Consider the following 18,739-nt stretch of genomic DNA (forward strand, 5'->3'; position numbering starts at 1 on the left):
GAGACACCTCGCTGCTTGCAGCGGGGCGTTTCGCTTTGCCGATTGCAAGGCGGGGGCAAGCCTGAGTTCACGCCCAGGTTGACCGGTTGGCAGCGTCGGCGCGATTTCCCTTCGGACTTGTTAACTTTCCGTCCTTACCCCCGATACACAGAGAGGCTACGCTCGTATCCGGGATAGTATGGTTCAGATACAGACAGATATGCGCGAGGATATGCCACGCAGAGGTCTCGACCTGAGGCTCGTTCGCGATGTCGCTCTGCTGGCCATCGGCTACTTCGTTGGGGGCTATATCGGCATCTCGCTTGCCGTACCTCCGGGCTACGCAACGATCGTCTGGCCGGCATCGGGCGTTGCCCTTTGTGCCTTGCTGGTGCGCGGTAGCCGGGTTTGGCCCGGGGTCTGGCTCGGCTCCTTCGCGCTGAACGCCATAATGGCCTCCGGTGGTTCGACTACCCTCGCAGAAAGCTGGCCGGCCTTCGCGATTGCGACGGCGCTGGGGGTCGGAGCCAGCTTGCAGGCTGTGGCGGGGCTCGCGATGGCCCGGCGGTTTAACGCTGGCTTAGAGCTTGCCAACTTGCGGCGGCTTGTGGTCGCTCTAGTGTTGGTCGTCGTCCTCCCATGCCTTATTGCGCCTACGATCGGCGTGTCCACGCTGCTCGTCGCGGGGGCGATCGACCCTTCGATGGTTACCGGTAACTGGCTAACCTGGTATGCAGGCGATGTCCTTGGCGTATCCCTGATTTTGCCGATCCTGCTGTTGTCCAGCAGGTCGCCCGTCGCCGTCCGCTGGCGCGGTCGGTCGCTCCAGGGGGCAAGCACCCTCGTCGCGCTCAGCCTTGCCGGTACCCTGCTGCTCACCTTCTATGCTTGGCAGTTCCTCTCGGAACGCGAGTATAATCAGGCGGAGGCCAACCTTGCCGCGATGGCGGCAACCACGGATGGTGCCTTGCGCTATCGTCTGGAGATCTATCAGCGGGCTCTGGAGGGCGGGGCAGCCTTCGTGACAGTCAATGGCGCGCCCACGCCGTCGGAATGGCGAGAATATGTCGCCCGGCTGGATATCGAGCGGACTTATCCCGGGATGCACGGATTCGGAGTGTTCGAGGAAGTCGCGGATGATGATCTGGCCGAGTTCAGGCAACGGTTCGCCGGGGAGTTCGGTGACCGGTTTGCGGTGCATCCGCAGGTCGACCGCAGCCGGCATTTCATCATCAACCGCGTCGAACCGCTGTCCGAAAATCTGGCCGCACTTGGTCTGAATCTCGCTTTCGAAGAGGGGCGGCGCGAGGCGATTGCGCTTTCGACTGCACGGCAGGATCCGGTCCTGACCCGCCCGATCGTGCTGGTGCAGGATGAGGACCAGGGAGCGGGCTTCCTGCTGGTAAGCCCCATCCTCGACGAAGCGGGCCAGCCGACCGGCCGATGGGTCTTCGCCCCGTTGGTGGCGGAAGAACTTTTTACCGGGTTGACCCCGCAGCAGGGGACTGACTTCGCGTTCGAGGTTTTTCATGGCGACGAGCCCCTTGAAGAGGCGCTCCTCTACGCAAGCGACGAGGTGGCCGAAGACCCACGCTTCGAAGCCTTGAGGACTATCAGCATGGCAGGGCAACCATTCACCCTCCGCTGGTCTAGCCTTCGCGCTTTCGAGAACCGTTCTCTTTCCAGTGCGCCGGTGCTTGCCCTCTTCAGCGGGTTCACGATCACCATTCTGCTCGGCATTCTCCTCGTGATTTTTATCCGGCGGGAGAGCCATGTTCTTCGCGAGGTACAGGAAGCGACTGCGGAGCTGGCGGAGCGCAACCGCATGCTCGAACTGGCGGAGGCAACCGCACATATCGGGCACTGGCATCTCGACCTCGCCACCCATCAAATTCGCTGGTCCGACGAAGTTCATCGGCTTCACGGGCTCGAGCCAGGCGATACGCCGGAGCTCGAAAAGGCGATCGAGTTCTACCATCCGGACGACCGCAGCATCGTCGAGGAGTCGCTCGAGGCGGCGATGACGACGCACGTATCGTACCGTTTCAAGGCGCGGCTTCTGACGACCAAGGGCGACTTGCGTCACGTCGAGGTCCGCGGGCGCGTCGAAACGGACGAGTATGGCGAGCCCGCCGCTCTAATAGGCGTCATCATCGACCGGACCGATGAGACGCAGATGCGCGAACGGCTGACCGAAACGATCGAGGAGGCGCGCGCCGCCGACAGGGCGAAGTCGAGCTTCCTCGCGAACATGAGCCATGAGATCCGCACGCCGATGAACGGGGTTCTCGGGTTCACCGAACTGGCGCTGGCGGAAGAAAAGGTGCCCGAGCAGAAGCGGCGACTGCAGATGATCGCGGACTCGGGCAACGCGATGCTCAGGCTGCTCAACGATCTACTCGATTTCGCGAAGATCGAGGCCAAGCAGATGGCGATCGTCAGCGAACCGACCGATCTTCGGCACACACTGGGAAGCTGCCAGCGGTTGATGGAACCCGTTGCGAGGGAGCGGGGCATCGGGCTCATCCTCGAGATCGACCCGAAGGTCCCGGCCCGCATCAAGATCGACAAGATGCGCCTGCGCCAGATCGTCCTGAACCTGCTGGGCAACGCCCTCAAGTTCACCGAGGAGGGCGAGGTGCAAATCTCGGCTTCGATCAGCCGCCGCAAGGCCGACGAAGCGGACATGATCTTCATCACGGTGCGCGATACCGGGATAGGGATTGCCGAGGATCGTCTGGAGAGCATTTTTGGCAAATTCACCCAAGCCGACGATACGACCGCGCGGCGGTATGGCGGCACTGGCCTTGGTCTTCCGATCAGTGCCGAGCTCGCCGAACTGATGGGCGGCGAGCTTCGGGCCGAAAGCGAGTTTGGCAAGGGTTCCGTCTTCATCCTCAGCCTGCCTTTTCGGGAAAGCGACGAGGACGTTGTGTCCGAGCCCGTGGCGGCCCCGCTCGAAACCTGTTCTCACACGGTTCGGCTGAAGATCCTAATCGCAGAGGACAACCCCGTGAACCAGGAACTGACGATGGCCATGGTCGAGAAGAGTGGGCACGACTGCAGCCTCGCGCGGGATGGGCACGAGGCTGTCGAGGCGGTCGTACGGGCCAACCGCGAGGGGCAGCCTTTCGATATGGTCCTGATGGACATGCAGATGCCGAACATGGATGGTCTCGAGGCGTCCCGCGCCATTCGCGACGCGGGCATTGAAAAAGAGGCGCTTCCGATCATCGCCGTGACGGCCAATGCCTATTCCGACGATATCCAGCGATGCATGGACGCCGGGATGCAGGGGCACCTCGCCAAGCCGCTTCGGATGGGGGCGCTGTGTGCCGCGATCGGCCAATGGTCCCCACGCATAGAGAGCAGGGCGCAGCCGGTCGAGGAGCCCTTCGAGCAGGAAACCGACCCGCGTCTGAATGCGATGTTCGCGGACAGGAAGGTGGCTGCGATCGAGGCGATCGACGCCGCTATCGGCCAAGGTTCGCTGACGGAGGCCGAGAGAGACGAAATCGCAGGCCTGCTGCACCAGATCGCCGGTGTGGCTGCCTATTTCGGGCAGCAAGAGCTCGGCGACTTCTGCCGGGCGAGCCAGCATGGCCTGAAAGACGCAGGAGATATGGGGCAGGCATTGGCCTTGTTGGAGGCAGTTCGCGAGCGGCTGTTGCCGGGTCCGACCACCGTCTGATCCCGATTCGCGCCGTGTGCAGGCATTGCGAGACCTGCTTCCAACCTCATATGTTTAAGAACGCGTTCACTTCGACCCGCTATAACTCGATGATAAAAGGAGTGAAAAATGGCTGACATCCTCATCGCCGACGACGATCCGATCCTAGTCGAGATTCTCAAGTTCCGTCTCGAAGGGGCGGGCCATTCGGTGGTGGTTGCTCAAGACGGCGGACTGGCCCTGGAGACAGCGCGGGAAAGTCGTCCCGACCTGATCGTGCTCGATTCCATGATGCCGATCATGTCGGGTCCAGCGGTTCTGGCAGCGCTCAAGGGCGATCCCGAGCTGAAGCATATCCCGGTGGTCATGCTGACCGCACGGGACGGAGAAGCGGATATCGTCGCCGGTCTCAAAAGCGGCGCCGCGGAATATCTTACCAAACCTTTCATCCCGCAGGAGCTGCTGGTCCGCATATCCGGACTCGTCGAAGCTCCCTGATGGACCGCGCCCGTCGAACCTTCGCGCTCATCCTCGGCATCCTGAGCATGCCGCTCGCAGCGCAAGAGCCCGACACCCCTCGTGCGCAAAGGCTCGATACCGCGGCTCAAGCTTATGCCGGAGGCGACTTCGAGCGTGCGCGGGAAATCCTCCTGCCCCTGCTCGCAGCGTCGCCCGACGATCCCGATCTCCTGCGTCGCCTCGCGATGGTCGAAGCCGGTGACGGGCGGCTGGATCGGGCGAAGGAACGGATCGATGCGGCCACGCGACTGGCGCCCGACGATCTCGATGTCGCGCTTGCCCGGGCCTATATCCTGTACTGGCGTGGAGAGGTTTCGGCAGCACAGCGCGCCGCCGCCGCCATTTCCGCGCGCGATCCCGACTATCCCGAACTGGACCAGCTGACTGCGGCCCTCGCGCGGCAGGAAGCGGGCAATGGCTTTCGGATGAGAGCGATTTCGATCGGTGCCGGAATTTCCGATATCACGACGGCGAACGGTTTCAGTCAGACCTGGAACGACCAGACGCTGGTCGCCGCTTTCGACGTCTCCGGTGAGGATACGATCACGCTCGGCGCAAGGCGGGAGGAGCGCGCCGCAATCGATACGCGTCTAAGCGCGCGCATCGACCACCGTCTTGCCGACGGGTTCGTATATGTCGCTGCAACAGCGGTGCCCGCTCCCCATTTTCAGGAACGATGGAGCGTCGGTGCGGGGGGAGAGTTGCGGGCGACGCAAACAGTGACGGCGCTGATCGACCTTCGTGCCGCCGACTACGATACGGGCACCATCGCCGCAGTCCAGCCCGGCCTGCGCCTCGCGCTCGATCGGGACTTCGCGCTCACGGGCCAGGCAATCAACATCTTCGGCGGCGACGATGGCTATCGCCTGGGTGGATCGGTGAGGCTCGACTACGGCCGCGAGCGTGAAACCTCGCTTTTCCTGATCGCCGCCAGCTATCCCGATGCGGAGGCCGACGGTCTGCGGCAGCTGCGCAGCGTGGCGGCGGGCGTTCGTGTTCCCGTGACCGATACTCTCGCGCTCAATGGCGTCGGCAGCTATGAAAACCGCGAAGACAGCTATCGCCGCTATGCGGGCACAGTCACGCTGACTTATCGGTTCGAAGCGCGATGACGCTGTATCAGCACATCGTTCTGGCCACCGCGTTTGCCGCGGGCGCGATCACTCTTGCCTTCCTCTTTCTCGTCTTGCGTCGCCATGTCTCGGAAAGAAACCGTGCCCGCCGGGACAAACGTGATTCGGCGATAACCCGCAGCTATCTGCAGCGGGTGGCCGGCCACAAGGTGCCGGAGGAAAGCGCCTGGTCCCGCCAGGCCCGGCTAAAGGCAATCTCGCGAATACTCCCCCTGCTCAGGGGGGGCGAACGCACGCGCCTTATGCAGATCGCAGAACTCGACGGTGTGCTGAGGGAAACCCTCCGTATCTCTCACAGCCTCTTTCGAGCTAGGCGCATCAACGCCATCCAGTCGATGCAACGTTTCGGCAGCGAAGTCTGTATCGGCCGACTGCGAGAGATGATGTCCACCGACAATAGCCAGCGCGTCCGCCTTGAAGCTGCGTTCGCTCTCGCTGCCAATGGTTCGCTTCCGCCCCCGCGAGAGATCCTGCGCCTCCTGAAGGCACTGCGCCGGCAGCCGACCCGGCTCGACATCGCACTGCTCCGATCGGCGGCATCCGTCTATCCCGAACAGATGCTCATCTTGCTCGAGGACGAATTGCCCGATGCCTGGCGAGTGCAGGTCATCGACGCGCTCGGCTGGTCGGAATACATGGGCGCGATCGATGCGCTCGACAGGGCGTCCGAAGATCCCGACTCCGAAATCCGTTGTGCGGTAATGCGCGCCTCCGCGCGGCTCGGTCATCCTGCGGCGAGGCGCTGGATCATGATGGGGCTCGCGGATCGCGTGCCCTCGGTTCGGCTGCACGCAATCGCGGCGAGTGTTCGCCTCGGACTACGTACGGCGGTGCCGGCAATGACCCAGCTGCTGCACGATCCCGAATTGTGGGTCCGCCTGCGCGCCGAGCAGGCGTTGAGGCAGCTTGCACCCGCCGTGGATGTTCCACCGCAGGAGTCCAACGTCGCATGAGCTGGGCTGGAACCTTGGATGCTGCTGGCACCGGGATAGTCTGGATTGCGTCCGCATGTTTTCTCGTTGTGGCGCTTCGCAATATCGTTGCGCTGGTGCAGTTGTTGATCGCAGCCTGGGTGTTCATGACCCGCGTGAAGCCGGGCGAGGGCGCCCGCGATCTCTGGCATCGCTACGCCGACCTGTCCCTTCCCATTTCGGTGATTGCGCCAGCCTTCAACGAGGAGCTGTCCATCGTGCAGAGCGTGAAGGCGCTGCTGGCACTGGAATATCCCGAGCACGAAGTCATCGTGGTCAACGATGGATCGAAGGACGATACGCTGGGCCAGCTGATCCGATCGTTCGACATGTACGAGGCGCAATCGACGCAGATCGCGCAGTTGCAGCAGACCAGGATCCGCGGAACCTATCGCTCGCCGCGCTATCCGAACCTGCTGGTCGTGGACAAGGAGAACGGGCGAAAGGCCGATGCCGCCAACGCCGGAATCGGGTTCGCGCGGACCCCGCTCGTATGCGTCATAGATGCGGATTCGATCATCGAACCCGACGGCCTGCTCCGAGCGGCCGAACCCTTCATCTACGACGGCGAAGGCCTGATCGCGGTGGGCGGCGCGATCCGCATCGCCAATGGCTGCACGATCAAGGACGGATCGCTGCAGAAGATCGGTATTGCCAAGGAAATGGTGCCCCGTTTCCAGATCGTCGAATACCTGCGCGCCTTTCTGATGAATCGTGTCGCCAATGCCCATACCAACACGCTGACGCTGATCTCCGGCGCATTCGGGCTGTTCCGTCGCTCGACGCTGGTGGAGATGGGCGGTTACCGGCACGATACGGTCGGCGAAGATCTCGAGCTGGTCGTGCGCATGCACCGTTTCATGCGCGACAAGGGGCGCAAATATCGCATCGCCTTCGTGCCCGATATCGTCTGCTGGACGGAAGCGCCTGCCGCCCTTCGCGGTCTCGATAATCAGCGCGCGCGATGGCAGCAGGGCGCGCTGGAAACCCTCACGCGCCATCGCGGGATGATCGGCAATCCGAGATACGGGAGGATCGGCCTGCTCGCGATGCCGCAGATCGTGCTGGAAGACATTCTCGGGCCCCCCGCCGAACTGCTCGGCTACCTCGTCCTGCCTGCAGCCGCATTGCTGGGCCTGCTCGATCCGATGATGGCGATCGCGTTCTTCTTCGTGTCGGTCGTCTTCGGGTGCGCGCTCAGCCTGGGGACACTCGTCCTTGAGGAGCAGCAGCTCAGACGCACACCGTCGGCGCGGGATCTGCTGAGGATCGGCGTTGCAGCGGTGCTCGAGAACTTCGGCTATCGCCAGATCAATCTCTGGTACCGCCTGAACGGCATCCTTCGGTTCTTCCGGAAAGACAGCACCTGGGCCGCCGTGCCACGGGTCGGTTTCACCAGTTCCTGACGCTTCGTAGGCGCTGGGGCCTTCGACGTGCGCCACAAGGCGAGCGGTGCTGCGTCATCGTTTGGTCACCGCACCGTCCCCGAACCGTCATCCAGCCTACGTCGGCTCGTCATTCATCGCTCCTATCCGGCCAGTGAAACCGGACCCGGAGGGAACTGAGAATGAAGACAATCCGATTGACGTCGCGGGTGGGGCTGTTCGCCCTTGCCGTCGGAATCGCGACGCCTGCTATTGCGGGGGAGATCGGTGGCATGGTCGTCGACGCGACCGAAACGGCCTCTTTGCGAGCAGCCGAACTGCGGATCGAGGAACTGGACCGGCGCGCGACGACCGAACGCGACGGCAGCTACCTCTTCCAGGACGTTCCGGCAGGGACATACACGGTCGTCGCGCAGTATATCGGGGCGGACCCGGTAAGTCAGACCGTCACGGTCCCGGCTACTGGTCGCGTCCAGAGCAATTTCGCCCTCGGCAGCGAAACCGGATCGATCCTCGTCATCGGCCAGGCCGCCAACCAGGCGAGCGCGCTCGCTCGCAAGAAGAACGCCGATGGGGTGAGCGACGTGCTGACACGCGACGCGATCGGCCAGTTCCCCGACCAGAACGTGGCGGAAAGCCTGCGCCGCCTCCCCGGCATCAACGTCCTCAACGACCAGGGCGAGGGGCGCTTCGTGGCGGTGCGCGGGCTCGATCCGAACCTCAATGCGACGTCGGTCAACGGCGTGCGCATCCCTTCGCCGGAAAGCGACATTCGCGCCGTGGCGCTGGATGTCGTGTCGAACGAGATCATCGAATCGATCGAGGTCAAGAAGTCGCTCACGCCCGACATGGACGCCGACACCATCGGCGCCTCGATCGAGATCGAGACCACCAGCGCCTTCGACCGGCAAGACGATCTGCTCGTGGTCAAGCTGGGCGGAAGCTACAATGACCTCGCCGACCAGCTGACTCCCGACATCAGCGGCGATTTCGCGGTGCGACTGTCCGACAATTTCGGCATCACGGGCGGTGCCTCCTTCTACAACCGGCAGTTCGAAACCGACAATGTCGAAGCGGACGACTGGCAGGACGACGATGGCGTCCCCTATGCCGAAACCGTCGAATACCGGGACTATGACGTGGAGCGCGAGCGTTTCAGCGCCACTCTCGGCTTCGATGCGCGCCTCGGAGAGACCACGGAGCTCTACCTCAAGGGTGTCTACAGCCGCTTCGATGACCAGGAATCGCGCCGGCGCCTGATCTTCGATCTGGGCGATTCCAATGTGAGCGCCAGCGGCACCACCGCGACGTTTGATGACATCGGCGCAGAGGCTACTGTCGAGCGCGACGTGAAGGATCGCTTCGAACGGCAGGAAATCCGCACCGTCGTTTTCGGTGGCGAAAGCCAGTTCGGCAATCTTCGCGCGGACTATTCGCTCAGCTGGGCGAAATCGTCGGAGCGCGAAGACAATTCGCTGGACCCGGCGGTGTTCGCGCAGGATTTCGAGGATAGCGGCTTCGAGGTCGCGTTCGATTATTCCGACGAACGCATTCCCCAGTTCAACGTGACGGGAAACAATGCCGACTTCGTCGACCCGGAGCTTTACGGTCTGGACGAGATCGAGCTGACGGCCCTGTCCGACGCCGAGGACGAGGAATTCACGGGCCGGTTCGATCTCGGCTACGACATCTTCACCAATGGTGGCACGTTCTCGGTCGAAGCAGGGTTCAAGGGCCGCTGGCGCGAGAAGCGCTTCAATGGCGAGATCGAATTCTACGAGAGCGACGCCTACACGCTCGCCGATGTCGTCGGTTTCCCGCAGACCTACCGTCTTGCGGACATCTCGCCGGTCCCCAACTACAGCGGGGCGCGCGGCATCTTCGAGAGCCAGCGCGAGAATTTCGAACTGCAGGAGATCGACTCGCTCGTCGACAGCAACAACGAGGACTTCGTCGTCGATGAAGACATTCTCGCCGGTTACCTGCTCGGCCGTTGGGAATCCGACACGCTGCTGGCGATCGCCGGCGTGCGCTACGAGCGGACCGATAACGAGCTTGCCGGCAACCGGGTCGCGGTGTTCGAAGGCGGCCAGACCCTGCCCGACGGCACCGTAGCCGATGACGACACCGTGCTCGTCACCCCGCAGGCCTTCGAGCGCGATTACGAGCAGTGGCTACCGAGCTTCAACCTGCGTTTCCAGCCGAGCGATCCGCTGGTGCTGCGCCTGGCGGGCTACCGCAGCCTCGTACGTCCCACGCTCGAACTGCTCGCCCCGCGCGTCGAGATCGACGAGGATGATGAAGCGGTCATCGGCAACCCCGATCTGTTTCCCTTCAAGGCATGGAACCTCGATGCGAGCGCGGAATATTACTTCTCTAGCAATGGCGCGATCACGCTCGCCGCATTCTACAAGGACATCGAAGACTACATCGTCCCGCTGGTGATCGACACGCCCGGTACGCTGCAGGGTGTTGATTTCGAAGAGGCCGAATATGCCATCAACGGCGAAAGCGCCGAGGTCTTCGGAGTCGAGGTCGGCTTCTACCAGCAGCTCGATTTCCTGCCCGGCCTGCTTTCCGGCTTCCTCGTCCAGGCGAACTACACCTATACCGACGCCAGCGGCGAGGTAATCGACGGCGACGTCTCCGACATTGCGAATGTGACGAACTTCCGGGAAATCCCGTTGCCCGCCACCAGCAAGCATACGTTCAACGGGGTGCTCGGCTACGAAAAGGGGCCGGTCAGCCTGCGTCTCTCCGGAACCTATCGTGACGATTACCTCGACGAGGTGAATGCGGATGGGCCGGAATTCGACCGCTATGTCGACAGCCACTTCCAGCTCGATTTCAGTGCGCGCCTGCGGGCAAGCGAGAACATCCAGCTCTATTACGAGTGGGTAAATATTAATGATGCGGAGTATTTCGCGTATAACCGGCTCGCCGATCGGCAGAACATCTATCAGTACGAGGAATATAGTTGGACCATGAAATTCGGCGCGCGGGTGACCTTCTGATGCGCGCGGGGCTCAATTCGCTCCTCGCCGTCGGCTTCGCTTTGGCGGCGGCAGGATGTGCGACCACACCCATCATGGGCGATCCCGCAGTGCCGGTCTTCGCCACGGCGGAAACCGAGCCGGTCGGCACCACGAACGACGATGCGGCGGACGATCCCGCAATCTGGCGCAATGCGGCGAATCCGGCGAAGAGCCTGATCGTGGGCACCGACAAGAAGGCCGGATTGCACGTCTACGATCTGGAAGGACGCGATCTCGCGTTCCTCGGTGGCGGGCTGTACAATAATGTCGATCTGGTCGAGCTGCCCGATGGCAGGGTGCTGGTCGCAGCCAGCGACCGCACCGATCCGGCGCAGGCTCACATCCTGCTGGCGATGCTCGATACGCAGTCGCGGCAGCTCACGCGCATTGCCCGCGTCGCAGTGGGCGAGGGCGAAGGCTACGGCATCTGCATGGGCGAACCCGCAGCGGATGGAACGGTCGACATCTTCAGCGCACCGAAGAATGGCACGATTTACCGCACGCGCATAGCACTGGAGGGCACCGCGGTCAGCGATACGACCTCGATCCTCGCGACCGTGCCGAGCCAGCCCGAAGGCTGCGTGGTCGATCCGCGCACCGCCACGCTTTACGTCGGCGAAGAGGCGGCTGGCATCTGGGCGATCGACACAACCACAGGCGACAAGCGTCTGGTCGCTGCGGTCGATAATGCCCTGCTCGTCGCCGATGTCGAAGGGCTGGCGCTCGCGCCCGACGGTGAGGATGGTGGCTATCTCGTGGCCTCGAGCCAGGGTGACAGTGCCTTTGCGGTCTTTGAGCTGCCGGGCATGCGGCCTTTGGGTCGTTTCCGCGTCGCGCAGGGCACGCTTGGTGCGGTAGAGGAAACGGACGGTATCGCGCTCGATCCGCGCGATTTCGGGCCGGGGTATGAGGACGGCCTGTTCATTGCGCAGGACGGAATCAACCCGCCCTCCGCCCAGAACTTCAAGCTGGTGCCATGGGGCGCTGTTCTGGAAGCTCTGAAATCGCCCGCATCCACAAACCCCTGAGCTGCATCGCGTAATGCGGCAACGAGCCGGGGGAGGGGCCTCACGCTTGATGCAAAAAGAAAGGCCCGCCGCTTCGACAAGCGGCGGGCCCTGCATGCGCCCCCGAAGCGAGAAGCCTAGAAGCTGGCGCCGATGGAGAACACCACCGCCCCGTCCTGACCGGGCACATCGGGCAGGTCTGTGTCGATATAGGCGATGCCGAGCGTGAGGATCTCGTAGCTGTAGCTCGCGCCCAGGGACCAGTCGAGATAGCCGCCCGAACCGTAGTCGAGGCTGCCTTCCGAATAGCCCAGATGGGCTGCGAGGCTGATCCCGGTATCGGGAATGCCCGTGCCAAGATCGCCGTAGACATAGATGTTGTCGCCGCCGAGCGAATCCTGGTCCCACGCATAGGCCGCGCCGACGGTCGCCTCGACCGGGCCGAGCCCTGCGCTGACCGATGCGTAGGGCTCGAAATAGTCGCTGTCGCCTGCGGCATCCTCGCCATTGGGATAGATGTAGTAGAGCAGGCCCGCATCGACCGTCAGTCCCGGCGATACCTCGCCCGACCAGCCACCGTAAACGTCAAGCTCGGTATGGCCGTACAGCGCGCTGTCTTCCAGCGAAGAGGCCCAGGCGCCGACATAGAAACCGCTTTCGTGGCCGAAATCAATGCCGCCCTGTACGGCAATATCCTCGTCCGAGAAAGAGACCCCGCGGAAGCGGTAATCGGAAACGAGCGATACGTTGCCGCTGATCGAGAACGGGCTTTCGCTCGCGCTCTCCGATGCGCCGGCATCGGCGGACTGCGACTCCGGCGTATCCTGCGCCAGCGCAGGGCTGGCGAACATTGTGGTGGCGAGCAGTGCCGCCGGGGCAATCCTGGAAAAACGCATTGTCTTCTCTCCTCTGAAAATCGCCCTCTCCCCCCTCATCCGACCGGGGCCGCGTCCCGATCTGATTGTCGGGATCGCGAGCCCCCTCCGGCCCATTGCGTAAGTCAGTAGTTGTAGGCACGCTCCCCGTGTTCGCTGAGGTCGAGCCCGTCGCGCTCCAGCTCTTCGGAGACGCGCCCGCCGGTCACCAGCTTGGCGATGATCCATGCAATCGCCGCGCCCACCGCGGCCCAGCCGATCGCGACGCCGACACCCATTGCCTGGATGATGAACTGCGCGCCTGCGTTGTAATCCGCTTCGCCCGGTCCGCCGAGGCCCGGCATCATGGTGAAGGCAGTGCCGAGCGAGCCGACGATGCCCCCGATCCCGTGGATGCCGAAAACATCCGCGCTATCGTCCAGCCCCAGCTTGGGCTTGAGCATGGTGACGAACCAGAAGCACACCAGCGCAGCAGCTGCACCGATCAGGATCGCCCCGAACGGCCCGCTATTGCCGGCCGCCGGCGTCACCGCGACGAGGCCGGCGATGGCACCCGAGCAGCCGCCCAGAAGCGAGCCCTTGCGACCGCTGATGGTCTCGCCCAGCATCCAGAACAGCACGCCCGCAGCCGTGGCGACGAAGGTGTTGAGCACCGCGAGCGACGCAACGCCGTCGGCTTCCAGTTCCGAACCGCCGTTGAAGCCGAACCAGCCCACCCACAGCAGGCCCGTGCCGATCAGCGTCATGGTCAGCGAGTGCGGGGGCATCGGCTCTTTCGGGTAGCCCACCCGCTTGCCGAGGATGAGGCAGCCGACCAGCGCGGAAACGCCCGCGTTGATGTGGACCACGGTGCCACCGGCGAAGTCGAGCGCGCCCCATTCGAAGATCAGCCCGCCGGTCGCCCACACCATGTGTGCGATCGGGAAGTAGACGATCGTCAGCCAGATGGCGGTGAACACCATCATGGTCGAGAACTTGGCCCGCTCCATCGTGCCGCCCACGATCAGCGCCGCGGTAATCGCAGCGAAGGTCATCTGGAAGGCGATGAAGATGTATTCGGGGATCTCGACGCCGTCGGTGAAGGTCGCCGCGCCCGAATCGGAGGTGACGCCCTTCAGGAAGACCTTGCCGAAATCGGCGATGAACCGGTTGCCGGTGTCACCGAACGCCATCGAATAGCCGTAGGTAACCCAGATGATCATCGCGAGGCAGGCGACGCCGAGCACCTGGGTTAGGACAGAGGCCATGTTCTTCGTCCGGGCGAGGCCGCCGTAGAACAGCGCGAGGCCGGGCACGATCATCAGCATGACCAGCACGGTGGCAATGATCATGAAGGCGGTATCGCCCTTGGCGATGGTCGCCGCGGCTTCGACGGTTTCGGCCGGCGCCTGAAGCGCGAAGGCAGGCGTTGCGGCGAAGGCGGCAAGGCCTGCGGCGGCAATCGATCCTATGGAAAGCTTGGTCATGTTCGGCCCCCTCAAAGCGCGGTGTCGTCGGTTTCGCCCGTGCGGATGCGCAGCGCGGACGAGACGTCGAGCGTGAAAATCTTGCCGTCGCCGATGGCATCGGTCTTGGCAGCCGCAGCGATGGCTTCGACCGCCTTGGCGGCAACGGCGTCGGCAACAACGGTCTCGACCCGCACCTTGGGGACGAAACTCGTGTCGTATTCGGCGCCGCGATAGACTTCGGTATGGCCTTTCTGCCGGCCGAAACCCTTGGATTCCGAAACGGTCAGCCCTGTGACCCCCACCGAGGTCAGAGCCTCGACCACCTCGTCGAGCTTGAACGGTTTTATGATGGCGACAATTAGCTTCATGAGCCCCCCTGGCAGCTAAATTTCAGCAGACGTCCACCGAGCCCTCCAAATCTTGCTTGAAGGGTCATGGTTTTGTCATTTATGATGCATCGCACAAATTGCGGCAATCGGTCAATCGGTTAGGTGCGAGGGTCCAGCTTGGCTCAAGAGGCTGAAATGAGAGGGTTAGGCATGGCCGAGAGCAATATCGGGGGCGTGAAAAATTCACACCGTGCTGCAGGCGCGAGTCGCTATCCCGCAGGTGCGAATGAAGTGGAGGCGAGGTCGGCCCGCTCGTCCGATCCCCTGCTCGATTCCATGCGTCCCGATGAACTGCGCCAGGTGATGGACGCGCTCGGCTGCGCCTCGCAATCGGCTCTCGCCCGGGCGATCGGAGTCGATCGCTCGACCGTCAGCCTGTGGCTCGACGGGCGCATCGGAGTACCGCGTCCGATCGCAAAGCTGCTTCGCCTGCTGAAGATTCTCGAAGGTCGCGAAGGCCGGCCGGAAGCGTAGGGGCGTCTGGCGCGCCAGCTGTGGCGATCGGGGTTCGACGCCTTACCACGACGGCGGCGACCGTGCGCCCGAGCTCCGTCTTGCGCGCGCCGCTTTGGCACAAACCCGGCCCCCGCGCCCCCTGCAAGGGAACGGCGGGCCATGGTCACGGTTCTCCAAGCAGAAGCCGAACAAGGACTGCCAGACCACTATGGGCCACGAATACCGCGACATGCCGGTCGGCATCGACAGCGAGGGCGAGCGGGTCGAATTCGATTCGATGGGCCAGGTTCGCGTACCCGCAGACCGTTACTGGGGCGCTCAGACCGCGCGCTCGCTCACCTATTTCGCTATCGGCGAGGACCGCATGCCGATCGAGCTGTGCCGCGCCTATGGCTACGTGAAGAAGGCTTCTGCTGCCGTGAACCTGCGCGCGGGGCTGATCGCGCAAGACAAGCACGATGCCATCGCACAGGCGTGCGAGGAACTGATCGCGGGCGAGCTTGACGATCATTTCCCCTTGCGCGTCTGGCAGACCGGATCGGGCACGCAGACCAACATGAACGTCAACGAGGTGGTCGCGAACCGCGCGATACAGCTGCTGGGCGGCGAACTCGGCAGCCAGAAACCGGTCGCGCCCAACGACAATGTGAACAAGAGCCAATCGTCCAACGACAGCTTCGTCACCGCGATGCATCTCGCCGCGATCGGTGAGCTCGACGCTCGGCTGCTGCCCGAGATCGCCGCGCTCGCCGATGCGATCGAGACGCGGGCGGATGAGTGGATGGACCGGCCGAAGATCGGGCGCACCCACCTGCAGGATGCGGTGCCGCTGTCGGTAGGGCAGGAATGGAGTGCCTGGGCCGAGGCGCTGCGGTGCGCCATCGGGGAAATCGAAAGCGCGCGCGAGGGCCTGATGGCAATCGCGCTTGGCGGCACGGCGGTGGGCACCGGGCTCAATGCGCCCGACGGATTTTCCGAGGATGTCGCGGAGGAAATCGCGCGGCTCACCCGGCTGCCAGTCCGCACCGCGACCAACAAGTTTCATGCCCAGGCAACGCTCGACCCGATGGTCAAACTGTCCGCCTCCCTGCGCGGACTGGCGGTGTCGCTGATCAAGATCGCAAACGATGTGCGATGGCTTGCGAGCGGGCCGCGCTGCGGGATCGGCGAGCTCAATTTGCCCCAGAATGAGCCGGGCTCCTCGATCATGCCGGGCAAGGTCAATCCGACCCAGAGCGAGGCGCTGATGATGGTCGCCATGCAGGTGATCGGCCACGACAGCGCCAATGCGATGGCGGGCAGCTTCGGCAACCTGCAGCTCAACGCGATGCGACCCGTCGTCGCAGCCAATATTCTCCATTCGATCAGGCTGCTTGCCGATGGCTGCGGAAGCTTTCGCGAACATGCCATCGAGGGGACACGGCTGGACGACGAGAGGATCGAGCAGCATCTCGATCGCTCGCTGATGCTGGTCACCGCGCTGGTGCCCGAGATCGGCTATCTCGACGCAGCGCATATTGCCGAAGCTGCCGCCGCGAAGGGCACGACTTTGCGCGAGGAAGCGATCGCGAGCGGGAAGATCAGCGAAAAGGACTACGACCGGCTCGTTCAGCCGGCGAGCATGATCGGTGAAGGGCTGGCAGGGGCTTAGAATTTCGCGACGCAGTGTGCCGTAGCGGCAGGGGCGGCGCTGACCTCATCCGCATTTGACTCGCGCCCATCGCTCGCGCCAAGCGGGTCCGAAAGACGCTGAAGCGACAAGGAAGGGAAGAGAATGGCCATGCGCGAGATAGCGGGTTTGAAGGTTGCCGAAGAACTGGCCGCATTTGTCGAGGCGCATGTGCTGCCTGGCCTCGATCTGGACGCGGATCGCTTCTGGACGGGCGCGGCAGACATCTTCGACCGCTTCGTTCCGCGCAACCGCGATCTTCTGCAAAAGCGCGAGGCGATCCAGTCGAAGATCGACGCATGGCATCGCGAGAATCCCGCGCCCGTCGATGGCGAAGCCTACCGCGCCTTCCTGACCGATCTCGGCTATCTCGTACCCGAGCCGGAGAGCTTCACGGTCGATCCGCAGAACGTCGACCCCGAGCTCGCGCAGATCGCGGGGCCGCAGCTCGTCGTGCCCGTGCTCAATGCACGCTTCCTCCTCAACGCAGCGAATGCGCGCTGGGGCAGCCTCTACGACGCGCTTTACGGCACCGATGCGATCCCGGGCGAGCCTGCGAAGGGCGGCTACGATCCCGAGCGCGGCGCGCAGGTGATCGACTGGGGGCGCCAATTCCTCGATCGCGCGGTCCCGCTCCAGGACCAGCTATGGCGAAACTGGGACGGCGGCGAGCCGAAACTGAAGGCGCCCGCGCAACTCGTGGGCCGCAATGGTGACAACTGGCTGATCCGCCACAACGGCCTGCATATCGAAATCGTGATCGATCCCAATCATCCGGTGGGCAAGACCGACAAGGCGGGCGTGGCCGACATCGTCATGGAATCAGCGATCTCGACGATCTGCGATTTCGAGGATTCGGTCGCGGCGGTCGATGCCGAGGACAAGGTGCTGGGCTATTCCAACTGGCTCGGCCTGATGAAGGGGGATCTGCGCGAAACCTTCATGAAGGGCGGGGAGGAGATGACCCGCACGCTCAACCCCGATCGGCAATATGTCGATCTCGACGGCAACAGCTTCACCCTGCCGGGGCGCAGCCTGCTGCTGGCGCGCAATGTCGGTCATCTGATGACGACGCCTGCGGTGACCCTGCCCGATGGGGGCGGGGCACCCGAGGGCATCCTCGACGCGATCATGACCGCCACGATAGCCTGCCACGATCTCAAGCGGACCGGCGCCCTGTCGAACAGCCGAGCAGGCTCGATCTACCTCGTGAAGCCCAAGATGCATGGGCCCGAGGAATGCGCGATGACCAACGACCTGTTCGATGCGGTCGAGGACCTGCTCGGGCTCGATCGCCACACGATCAAGGTCGGCGTGATGGACGAGGAACGGCGCACCTCGGCCAATCTGGCCGCGTGCATCTACGAAGTGCGCGACCGGATCATGTTCATCAATACCGGCTTCCTCGACCGCACGGGCGACGAGATCCACACCGCGATGCGCGGCGGCGCGATGAAGCGCAAGGGCGCGATGAAGCAGACGCCGTGGATCGCCGCCTACGAGGATCGCAACGTGCAGATCGGGCTCGCCTGCGGCATGTCGCGCAAGGCACAGATCGGCAAGGGCATGTGGGCCATGCCCGACCGCATGGCGGACATGCTGACCGAGAAGATCGGCCACCCGCTTTCGGGCGCGAACACCGCGTGGGTCCCGTCGCCCACCGCCGCCACGCTGCACGCGACGCATTACCACCTTGTCGACGTGTTCGAACGGCAGGAGGAACGCGCGAAGGAAGGCATTGCGCCGCTCTCCGACCTGCTCACGATCCCGCTGCACGATGGCGAGAACTGGTCGGCGGACGAGATCCGAGCCGAGCTGGAAAACAACGCGCAGGGCATCCTTGGCTACGTGGTGCGCTGGGTCGATCAGGGGGTGGGCTGTTCCAAGGTGCCCGACATCCACGATGTCGGGCTGATGGAAGACCGCGCGACGCTGCGCATTTCGAGCCAGCATATCGCCAACTGGCTGGAGCATGGCGTGGCCAGCCCCGAAGAGGTCGACGAGGTGCTGCTGGACATGGCGAAGAAGGTCGATGCGCAGAACGCGGGCGATCCGGCCTACCGCCCGATGGCCGACGATCCGCAGAACAGCCTGGCGTTCCAGGCCGCGCGCGCGCTCATCTTCGAAGGGACCGAGCAGCCCAGCGGCTATACCGAGCCGCTGCTGCACGCCTATCGCCAGAAGGTTAAGGCGGGCAGCTGAG

13 protein-coding genes are annotated in these 18,739 nt (G+C 63.7%); 10 read left to right on the top strand and 3 right to left on the bottom strand.

Annotation, left to right across the window (positions count from 1 at the left end):
- Positions 1 to 178: 178 nt before the first annotated feature.
- The 7 genes from DL238_RS07090 (at position 179) to DL238_RS07120 (ending at position 11,720) form a co-directional block, all read left to right on the top strand.
- Positions 179 to 3,670 carry a CHASE domain-containing protein gene (locus DL238_RS07090; RefSeq protein WP_115491615.1) on the top strand — a complete coding sequence of 1,164 codons (3,492 nt, stop codon included), beginning with the start codon at positions 179 to 181 and terminating at the stop codon, positions 3,668 to 3,670.
- Positions 3,671 to 3,778: 108 nt separating this feature from the next.
- Positions 3,779 to 4,147 (top strand): response regulator transcription factor, encoded by a 369-nt coding sequence (locus DL238_RS07095; RefSeq protein ID WP_115491616.1) that lies wholly within the window; start codon positions 3,779 to 3,781, stop codon positions 4,145 to 4,147.
- Positions 4,147 to 5,280 (top strand): YaiO family outer membrane beta-barrel protein, encoded by a 1,134-nt coding sequence (locus DL238_RS07100; RefSeq protein WP_115491617.1) that lies wholly within the window; start codon positions 4,147 to 4,149, stop codon positions 5,278 to 5,280. The genes DL238_RS07095 and DL238_RS07100 overlap by 1 nt, the downstream gene beginning before the upstream one ends.
- Positions 5,277 to 6,254 carry a HEAT repeat domain-containing protein gene (locus tag DL238_RS07105; RefSeq protein ID WP_115491618.1) on the top strand — a complete coding sequence of 326 codons (978 nt, stop codon included), beginning with the start codon at positions 5,277 to 5,279 and terminating at the stop codon, positions 6,252 to 6,254. The genes DL238_RS07100 and DL238_RS07105 overlap by 4 nt, the downstream gene beginning before the upstream one ends.
- A 68-nt stretch (positions 6,255 to 6,322) precedes the next feature.
- Positions 6,323 to 7,678, top strand: coding sequence for a glycosyltransferase family 2 protein (locus DL238_RS07110; RefSeq protein WP_234031001.1), 1,356 nt, complete (start codon positions 6,323 to 6,325; stop codon positions 7,676 to 7,678).
- Between the two features lie 161 nt (positions 7,679 to 7,839).
- Entirely contained in the window at positions 7,840 to 10,671 is a 2,832-nt protein-coding gene (locus DL238_RS07115) for a TonB-dependent receptor (protein WP_115491620.1), read from the top strand.
- Positions 10,635 to 11,720 (top strand): phytase, encoded by a 1,086-nt coding sequence (locus DL238_RS07120; protein WP_234031002.1) that lies wholly within the window; start codon positions 10,635 to 10,637, stop codon positions 11,718 to 11,720. Before DL238_RS07115 ends, DL238_RS07120 begins: the two co-directional genes overlap by 37 nt.
- 116 nt (positions 11,721 to 11,836) lie before the next feature.
- Here DL238_RS07120 and DL238_RS07125 read toward each other — a convergent pair whose 3' ends face one another.
- The 3 genes from DL238_RS07125 to DL238_RS07135 form a co-directional block, all read right to left on the bottom strand.
- Positions 11,837 to 12,595 carry a TorF family putative porin gene (locus DL238_RS07125; protein ID WP_115491622.1) on the bottom strand — a complete coding sequence of 253 codons (759 nt, stop codon included), beginning with the start codon at positions 12,593 to 12,595 and terminating at the stop codon, positions 11,837 to 11,839.
- A 104-nt stretch (positions 12,596 to 12,699) separates the two neighbouring features.
- On the bottom strand, positions 12,700 to 14,040 hold the full coding sequence (locus DL238_RS07130) for an ammonium transporter (RefSeq protein ID WP_115491623.1): 1,341 nt from the start codon (positions 14,038 to 14,040) through the stop codon (positions 12,700 to 12,702).
- Between the two features lie 11 nt (positions 14,041 to 14,051).
- Positions 14,052 to 14,390, bottom strand: a complete 339-nt coding sequence (locus DL238_RS07135) for a P-II family nitrogen regulator (RefSeq protein WP_115491624.1) — start codon at positions 14,388 to 14,390, stop codon at positions 14,052 to 14,054.
- Positions 14,391 to 14,561: 171 nt separating this feature from the next.
- Between DL238_RS07135 and DL238_RS16335 the strand changes: the two genes are divergently transcribed.
- The 3 genes from DL238_RS16335 (at position 14,562) to DL238_RS07150 (ending at position 18,738) form a co-directional block, all read left to right on the top strand.
- Positions 14,562 to 14,885, top strand: a complete 324-nt coding sequence (locus DL238_RS16335) for a helix-turn-helix domain-containing protein (RefSeq protein ID WP_234031003.1) — start codon at positions 14,562 to 14,564, stop codon at positions 14,883 to 14,885.
- A 190-nt stretch (positions 14,886 to 15,075) separates the two neighbouring features.
- Complete coding sequence (locus tag DL238_RS07145; RefSeq protein ID WP_115491625.1) at positions 15,076 to 16,518, top strand: class II fumarate hydratase; 1,443 nt, start codon at positions 15,076 to 15,078, stop codon at positions 16,516 to 16,518.
- Positions 16,519 to 16,647: 129 nt separating this feature from the next.
- Complete coding sequence (locus DL238_RS07150) at positions 16,648 to 18,738, top strand: malate synthase G (protein ID WP_115492818.1); 2,091 nt, start codon at positions 16,648 to 16,650, stop codon at positions 18,736 to 18,738.
- Position 18,739: the final 1 nt, after the last annotated feature.

This window comes from Alteriqipengyuania lutimaris (assembly GCF_003363135.1).
Taxonomy (GTDB): domain Bacteria; phylum Pseudomonadota; class Alphaproteobacteria; order Sphingomonadales; family Sphingomonadaceae; genus Alteriqipengyuania; species Alteriqipengyuania lutimaris.